General features: G+C 74.5%; 8 protein-coding genes. 1 reads left to right on the forward strand and 7 read right to left on the reverse strand.

Annotated features, from left to right (window positions below; translation table 11 throughout):
- From AC1MIR_RS10850 to AC1MIR_RS10880, 7 genes are all read right to left on the reverse strand, one after another.
- On the reverse strand, positions 1-733 hold a 733-nt coding region (locus tag AC1MIR_RS10850; RefSeq protein WP_480028743.1), incomplete at its 3' end, for an AAA family ATPase.
- Complete coding sequence (locus AC1MIR_RS10855; RefSeq protein WP_480028172.1) at positions 700-1104, reverse strand: type II toxin-antitoxin system VapC family toxin; 405 nt, start codon at positions 1102-1104, stop codon at positions 700-702. The genes AC1MIR_RS10855 and AC1MIR_RS10850, both read right to left, overlap by 34 nt.
- Positions 1105-1107: 3 nt before the next feature.
- Positions 1108-1344, reverse strand: a complete 237-nt coding sequence (locus tag AC1MIR_RS10860; protein ID WP_480028173.1) for a FitA-like ribbon-helix-helix domain-containing protein — start codon at positions 1342-1344, stop codon at positions 1108-1110.
- Between the two features lie 119 nt (positions 1345-1463).
- Complete coding sequence (dnaN, locus tag AC1MIR_RS10865; protein ID WP_480028174.1) at positions 1464-2591, reverse strand: DNA polymerase III subunit beta; 1128 nt, start codon at positions 2589-2591, stop codon at positions 1464-1466.
- Between the two features lie 124 nt (positions 2592-2715).
- Complete coding sequence (locus AC1MIR_RS10870) at positions 2716-3840, reverse strand: NADH:flavin oxidoreductase/NADH oxidase (RefSeq protein ID WP_480028175.1); 1125 nt, start codon at positions 3838-3840, stop codon at positions 2716-2718.
- A complete protein-coding gene (locus AC1MIR_RS10875) occupies positions 3841-4686 on the reverse strand; it encodes a DUF2272 domain-containing protein (protein WP_480028176.1) in 846 nt (281 codons plus the stop codon).
- Positions 4683-6506 (reverse strand): hypothetical protein, encoded by a 1824-nt coding sequence (locus tag AC1MIR_RS10880; RefSeq protein ID WP_480028177.1) that lies wholly within the window; start codon positions 6504-6506, stop codon positions 4683-4685. The genes AC1MIR_RS10875 and AC1MIR_RS10880 overlap by 4 nt, the downstream gene beginning before the upstream one ends.
- A 76-nt stretch (positions 6507-6582) precedes the next feature.
- On the opposite strand from AC1MIR_RS10880, the gene AC1MIR_RS10885 reads away from it, so the two are divergent.
- Positions 6583-6825 (forward strand): hypothetical protein (locus AC1MIR_RS10885; protein WP_480028178.1); only part of this gene is annotated, 243 nt, incomplete at its 3' end.

Raw genomic sequence — 6825 nt, forward strand, 5'->3', positions numbered from 1 at the left:
CCCCGGCGCGGGGGGGGGGGGGGCGGGGGGGGGGGCGCGCCCCGGCCGCCCGCCCCGCGTCCAGCCGCGCCGCCCGCGCCCGCCGGGCGGCGGGGGCGGCGACCGCGTGGCGCGCCATCGCATCCTCCAGCGCCGCCAGCCAGCGCGCGTCGCGCCGCCCCTCGGCCAGCAGGCGGTTGCGGCCGGACATGGCGGTCTCATGCGCCGCCACCTCCCGCGCGTGGTGCGGCTCCAGCGCCCAGACCAGGCGGTCGAGGAAGCGGCGGCGGCCGGAGGCGCCCTCCTGGAACAGGCGGTCCATCTGCGGGGTCAGCCAGACCGCGGCGGCGCGATCCGCCAGTTCGGCGCCCGAGCGCAGCGGTTCGTTGTCCAGGCGCCATTTGCGCCGGGCATCGGCACCCTCCTCGCCGACCGTGCCGGTGGCGATGTCGCAGGCGCCGAGCGGGCCTTCGAAGCGGCCCCAGGCAGCCCAGGCGCGGCTCTCGCCCCCCGCCCACCTTCCGATCTCCGCCGCCCGCGCCCCACGCAGGCCGCGGCCGGGGCCGAGCAGGCTGATCGCCTCCAGCAGGTTGGTCTTGCCCACGCCGTTCTCGCCCGCGATGGCGACGACGCGGCCCGCGAAGCGCGCCTCGAAGGCCGGGTAGGAGCGGAAATCGGTGAGCCGCAGGCGCGTGAGGCGCAGCGGCGGAGGAGGCGGGGTCAGCGGAAGGTGTCCAGCAGCCGTATGTCGCAGCCGGGCACGGCGAGACGTGCCAGACGACGATCGGTGGTGACGAACGGCAGTCCGGTCCAGATCGCCGCTTCAAGGTAGAGACAATCGTAGACGGGGTGGCCGAGAACGAGGGCGTGCTGCAGGGCACCCGGCAGCAGCACGGCGCAGGGCAGCCGCTCGATCGCGGCCTCGCCAATCACGCCAAGTCGTTCCGCCGCTTCGGCCTGCGACAACTCGCCACGCCGCGCCGCCTTCCACAGAACGCTGGCGCATTCGATGTCGAGCAGGTCGGGCGCCAGCAGGCGGTGACGGCCGAGCGCGAGCGCGGCGTCGCTGTCCGCTTCCGCCAGCACCCATTTCACCGCGACGCTGGCGTCGATGACGAAGGCCACGGCTCAGCGCTCGTCGCGGGCCTCGCGCAACAGCACCTCGGAGGGCGTGATGCGCCGACCGGCCGTCTCCGCCCGCATCCGCGCCGCGCGTTCCCAGAAATCGGCCGGCGCACTGGCCGCGCGGGCGGCCCGCAGCACCTCCCGATGCTCGGCTTCCACCGAGCGTCCGTGCGCCGCCGCGCGCGCCTTGAGCCAGGCCACCGTCTCCTCGTCCACGTTCCGGACCAGCAGCTGCGCCAAGCGTGGTCTCCTAATTCGCTATCACTGATAGCAAAATAGGAGAACATAGATTGAACTTCAAGCGCCGCGGGGCACCGGTCCGCACGAACTGCCGCGTGAACGCCTTCGCTTGGCGGGCGTCAGACCCGCATCGGCATCAGCACGTACAGCGCCTCCGGCTTCGCGCTGTCGGTCACGATGGTGGGGGCGGAGCCGTCGGCGAAGCGGAACTCCACCTGCTCGACGATCTGGTCGGTGATGTCGTTCAGGTAGCGTGCCTGGAAGCCGATCTCGAGCGGGCTCGATTCGTAGCTGACCGTGTCGCCGTCCAGCTCCTCCTGCGCCTGGCCCAACTCCGGGCTGGCGGCGGACAGCAGAAGGTGATTGCGGTCCACCGAGAGCTTCACCGGCCGCGACCGCTCGCTGCTGATGCCCGCGACGCGGCCGACGGCCTCGGCGAAGTCCTTCTTCGCCACCTTCAGCACCTTGTCGTTGCCGCGCGGGATGACGCGCTCGTATTCGGGGAAGGTGCCGTCGATCAGCTTGGAGGTGAGCTGGACGGGGCCGAGGGTGAAGCGGATCTTGGTGTCGGAGAGCGCGACGGCGATCTCGTCCTGCACCTCCTCGGCCAGCTTGCGCAGCTCGTTCACGGTCTTGCGCGGGATGATGACGCCCGGCATGCCGGAGGCACCCTCCGGCAGCGGCTCCTCCACGCGCGCCAGGCGATGGCCGTCGGTGGCCACCGCGCGCAGCACCTTGGCGCCGCCGGCTTCGGTCGCGTGCAGGTAGATGCCGTTCAGGTAGTAGCGCGTCTCCTCCGTGCTGATCGCGAAGCGCGTGCGGTCGATCAGCTCGCGCAGCTGCCCGGCAGGCAGGGCGAATTTGTGCGGCAGCTTGCCTTCGGTCATCGAAGGAAAATCGTCCACCGGCAGCACGGCGAGCTTCGCGTCGAAGCGGCCGGCGCGCAGCGTCAGCTGCGCGTCGCCGCCGGGATGATCGAGCTCGAGCTTCGCCGTCTCCGGCAGCTTGCGCACGATCTCGTAGAGCGTCGCGGCCGGCGCGGTGGTGCGGCCCTGGCGCGTCACGGTCACGCCGGGCACTTCCTCGACCACCGCGATCTCCATGTCGGTCGCGGTGAGCTTCAGGCCGCCCTCGCGCGCCTCGAGCAGGACATTGGCGAGGATCGGGATGGTGTTCCGCCGCTCGACCACGCTCTGCACATGCGCGAGCGCCTTGAGCAGCACTGCCCTGTCCACCGAGAACTTCATGGCACCCGACTTCCCGACGCTTCGTGGCGGCCCCGGCGCGACGCGCCGGAACCCCCATGGCCTCCGATCCGCCTTCCGGCGGGGTCGGGCACCTTACCAGCCGCGAGTCGCGAGTTGAAGGCGGCTATAACCCTGGTAGCGCCGGCATCGGCGTGCCCGTCTCCAGCCGCATCCCGAACTTTCCGATCGCGCCCCAGGCCCGGTCGTATTGCGGCGGGCCCTTCACCGCCTCCACCCGGCCGAGCGCCGCGGCCGCCCGCATCGGCCAGTAGGGGTCGCGCAGCAGCGCGCGGGCCAGCAGCACCATGTCCGCCTTGCCCTCCGCGATGATCGCCTGGGCCTGCTCGGGCTCGGTGATCATGCCGACCGCCGCCACGGCGACGCCCGCCCCTTCCCGCACCGCGACGGCGCCGGGCACCTGGTAGCCGGGGCCGACCGGGATCTTCTGGCGCTGCGGGTCGATCCCGCCGGAGGAGCAGTCCAGCAGATCCACCCCCAGCGCCTTCGCCCGCCGGGCCAGCTCCACGCTGTCGGCCGTGCTCCAGCCGCCCTCGATCCAGTCGGTGTGGGAGATGCGCAGCGCCAGCGGCATGTCCTCCGGGATCGCGGCGCGCACGGCCTTCACCACCTCCAGCGTCAGCCGGGTGCGGCCCTCGAAATCGCCGCCCCAGCGGTCGTTGCGCTGGTTCGACAGCGGCGAGAAGAACTGGTGCAGCAGGTAGCCATGCGCGCCGTGGATCTCGATGAGCCTGTAGCCGGCGGTCACGGCGCGGCGCGCGCAGGCGGCGAAGAGGCCCGGGATCGCCTCGACCTCCTCGGCCGTCATCGCGCGCGGCGTGGCGAAATGCCCCGTCGCCTGGGCGGAGCTCGAGAGAATCTCCCAGCCCGGATCGGCCGGCCCGTCGAACCAGGCCGGCAGGCGCGAGCCCTTGCGGCCGGCATGGCCGATCTGGATCGCCGGCACCGATCCGGCATGGGCGATGGCGGCGGCAAGCCGCGCATGGGCGGGGATCTGCCCGTCCTCCCACAGCCCGACATCGCCCGGCGTGATCCGGCCATCCGGCGTGATCCCGGTCGCCTCCACCATCACCATCGCCGCGCCGCCGATGGCGCGCTGCAGCAGATGCGCCAGGTGCCAGTCGGTCGGCTTCCCGTCGTCCGCGCAGCAATACATGCACATCGGCGAGACGCCGATGCGGTTGGCGAAGGTGACGCCGCGCAGGGTCAGCGGGTCGAACAGATCGGTCATTCAGCGTGCTCCCGGCGCCGCCGCGGAGGTCGCGACGGGCTGTTGCTGGGGTGTTGCGGGGCTTGGCCCGCCTGTCCAGGGCGGCAGCCGGCCAAGCCGGCTCTCCATCACCACGAGGAAGGGCGGCCAACCGGGCGGCGCGGGCATCACGCGGCCCCAGCTATCCGCGGGGAAGCGGGTGAGCATCACGGTGTCGAGCACATTGCCGCCCACCGCCTCGATCACGCCGGGCGCGGTCCGCACCACGATGTCGCAATGCATCGGCCGTGCGCGCCCGTTGTCGGCCGCCCGATGCGTCCAGTGCAGCAGCGGCCGCGAGCTGCGGTCCGAGCAGAGCAGGTCGCCCGGCCGCGGCGCATACTCCGTCGGGGCCTGGGGCATGAAGGCGGAAGTCACGGGATACGCCAGGGCGTCGGCGGTCATCGCGTCGAGGTAGAACGCATGTGTCGCACTGGGCCGGAATTCCCGCTCATCCACGCCGGCCGACACGAACACCCAGGAGATGAAGGCCGCCGACCAGGCGAAGTCGCCCCAAAGGGGAATGCCCGGCGGAAGCCGGCCTGCCAGCACCGCCTGGTAGCGGATGCGGTTGTGCTGGATGGCGCCGTGGTCGTTCGGCACCGCCCGCCAATAGGCCAGCACCCGCGGGAAGTTCCGCGGGTCCGATTCGGGGCTGTCATCCGTCGGCTCTGTGAAGGCGTCGCGCTGCCTCCCGCCCCAGTCCCGCCATTCGGCGAGCGCGATCCGCACCACGCGCTCCGCGGCGGAAGGTGGGTAGGGCAGCGGTGGCCGCGTGGCGCAGCCGGCCGCGACAAGCACCGACAGCAGCGCGAGGGCGGGCTTCACGCCGGCGCCGCGTCCGCCGGCCGGCTGTCCAGCGCAAGCCTGTCCGGCGCCAGCAGGGCCAGGGTGGTGAGCGCCTGGAGGCCGCCGGCCAGGCCGGCCCGTGAAACCACCTCCAGCAGGCCGAGCCGCGGCCGAACCAGCGGGCGCAGCAGCGTCACCGCCATCCGGTGCGTCTCCCGCGCGCGGTCGATCATGGCGTCGGGCAGCCGCGCCCCGGCCTCGGCGGCCAGGACCGCGGCGCCGGCGGCGCGGGCCAGCAGGGCGAGGCCCTCGGGATCCTCGGCCGCGTCCGCGGCGGCGTCGGCGAAGCGAACCCCGCCGCCGGGCTCCGCCGCGACCGCGCCGAGCGTCGCGACAAGCCCGGCCAGAGCGGCCCCGCCATCGGGCCAGGCCGCGGCGCGGGCAAAGGCCAGGATCGCCAGCGCCTGGGCCGCCAGCGACGGCGCCGCGTCCGGCGGCCGCACCACGCCATCCGGGTCGCAGAGCGGCGCGAGGCGGGCGAGCAGCCGCGCCTGCAAGGCGGGCGCCGCCTCCTCACCCGCGCGACGCAGCGTGTCGGCGGCCACCGCCGCCCAGCCGAGGTCCGCGGCATCGGCCGCCCCGGCCTCCAGCCGCGCCGCGTGACGCGCGGCGAAGGCGCGCAGTGCCGCGCGGCGATCCGCGTCCAGCCGCTCGCCCCAGGCGCCGGCGGCATCGAGCAGCAGCGCCGCGGCCACCGCCTGCAGCACCGCGCCGGAGGGCGGGGCGACATCGAAATCCAGGCCCGTCGCGCCGCGCGCCATGGCGGCCGCCATCACCGCCGGATCGCCCGGGGCGAGGAGCCTGTCCTCCTCGACCACCAGGCTCTCGCCGGCGCGGAGCGTCACCGGGCCGTGGCGCAGCAGCAGCCAGTGCAGGGCGCCGCCGCGCATCGCCTGCGCCGTCACCGACATCACCCGCGCCGGATCGCCCGGGCGCAGATGCAGCACCGGCGCCGTCCGCGCCCAGCCGGGGATGCCGATCGCCAGATGCGCCACCGGCGTCCCGTCCGCCCATTTCACCGCGCCGGGCGCGTCCGGCGGTGCCGCCTCCCGCCAGGCGCCGGCCTCGAGCAGGCGGGACGCGGTGGCGCCGAGCCCACCCTCGTCCAGCCCGTCCGCCGCGGTGGAGACGCGCAGCCGCGCGAGGCGCCGCGCCGCGGTGAAGCGCGCGGTCAGGCGCATCACTGGGCTGTCGCCGCGCAGTTCGTAGCGGAGCTCCAGGCTGCCGGCCTCGACCTGCCGCTTCCAGAGCAGGCCGGCGACCGCGCGGATCGTGCTGACATGGCGCAGCACGATGGCATCGCCCTGCTGCGTCGCCTCGGCGGCCACCACGTTGTCCTCGACATCCACGCAGAAGCGCCGATGGCCGAGGCTGAATTCCACCAGGTTGCCGCTGTGGCGAACCGCGGCACGGCCGCCGCGCAGCTCCTGCCGCAGCTCCCCGCGCAGCAGGTTGCCGGACAGGCGGCAGAAGGGCGTCAGCACCTCCACCGCAGCGGGGTCGTCGGATTGCAGGGACAGCCCGCCGGCGGCCGCGCGGCGGCTCGGCAGCGGCGCATCGGACATCGCCATGACGAAGTCGAGCAGCGCGTCGCCGAGCGCGCCATGCGCCTCCCGCAGGCCGGGCTGCAGCAGCAGCTCGGCCGCATGGGCCGCCGCCTCGACGGGATAGAGCCCGCTGCCGAGCGTCTCCGCCACCGCCAGGTGGCGCCTGCCCTCGAGCTCCACCGCGCCGACAAGCGGGCCGGCGAGCGGCGCCGCCAGCCTGTCGCGGTCGGTGTCCTGCAGCAGGTTGCGCATGGCCGGACCATAGTTGCCGCCCGCCGCCGCGGGAAGAAGCTGGGCCGGCCGGGCGCCCGCCTGTAGGCTCCGGCCCATGTCAGGCAACCGGGACGGCGCCGAGGGCGGCCGGCTGTTCTTCCGCTCCGAGGTCTTCTCGGCCCGCGATCCGCGGCGCCGGCGGTCGCCGACCGGGCTCCACGTGGCGGAGCCGGCTCGCGACGTGCCGGTGCATGCCGTCACGGACGTGCTGGTGGTGGGCGGCGGCCCGGCCGGCTGGGCCGCGGCGGTGGCCGCCGCGCCCCCCCGCGCCCGCCCCCCGCGGCGGGGGGGGGCCCAC

The organism is Falsiroseomonas sp. RANM36, assembly GCF_056682175.1.

Coding starts and splice junctions, on each gene's coding strand:
- AC1MIR_RS10870 (WP_480028175.1), bottom strand. CDS start 3,840: ATGACCGATCTGTTCGACCCGCTGACCCTGCGCGGCGTCACCTTCGCC.
- dnaN (WP_480028174.1), bottom strand. CDS start 2,591: ATGAAGTTCTCGGTGGACAGGGCAGTGCTGCTCAAGGCGCTCGCGCAT.
- AC1MIR_RS10880 (WP_480028177.1), bottom strand. CDS start 6,506: ATGCGCAACCTGCTGCAGGACACCGACCGCGACAGGCTGGCGGCGCCG.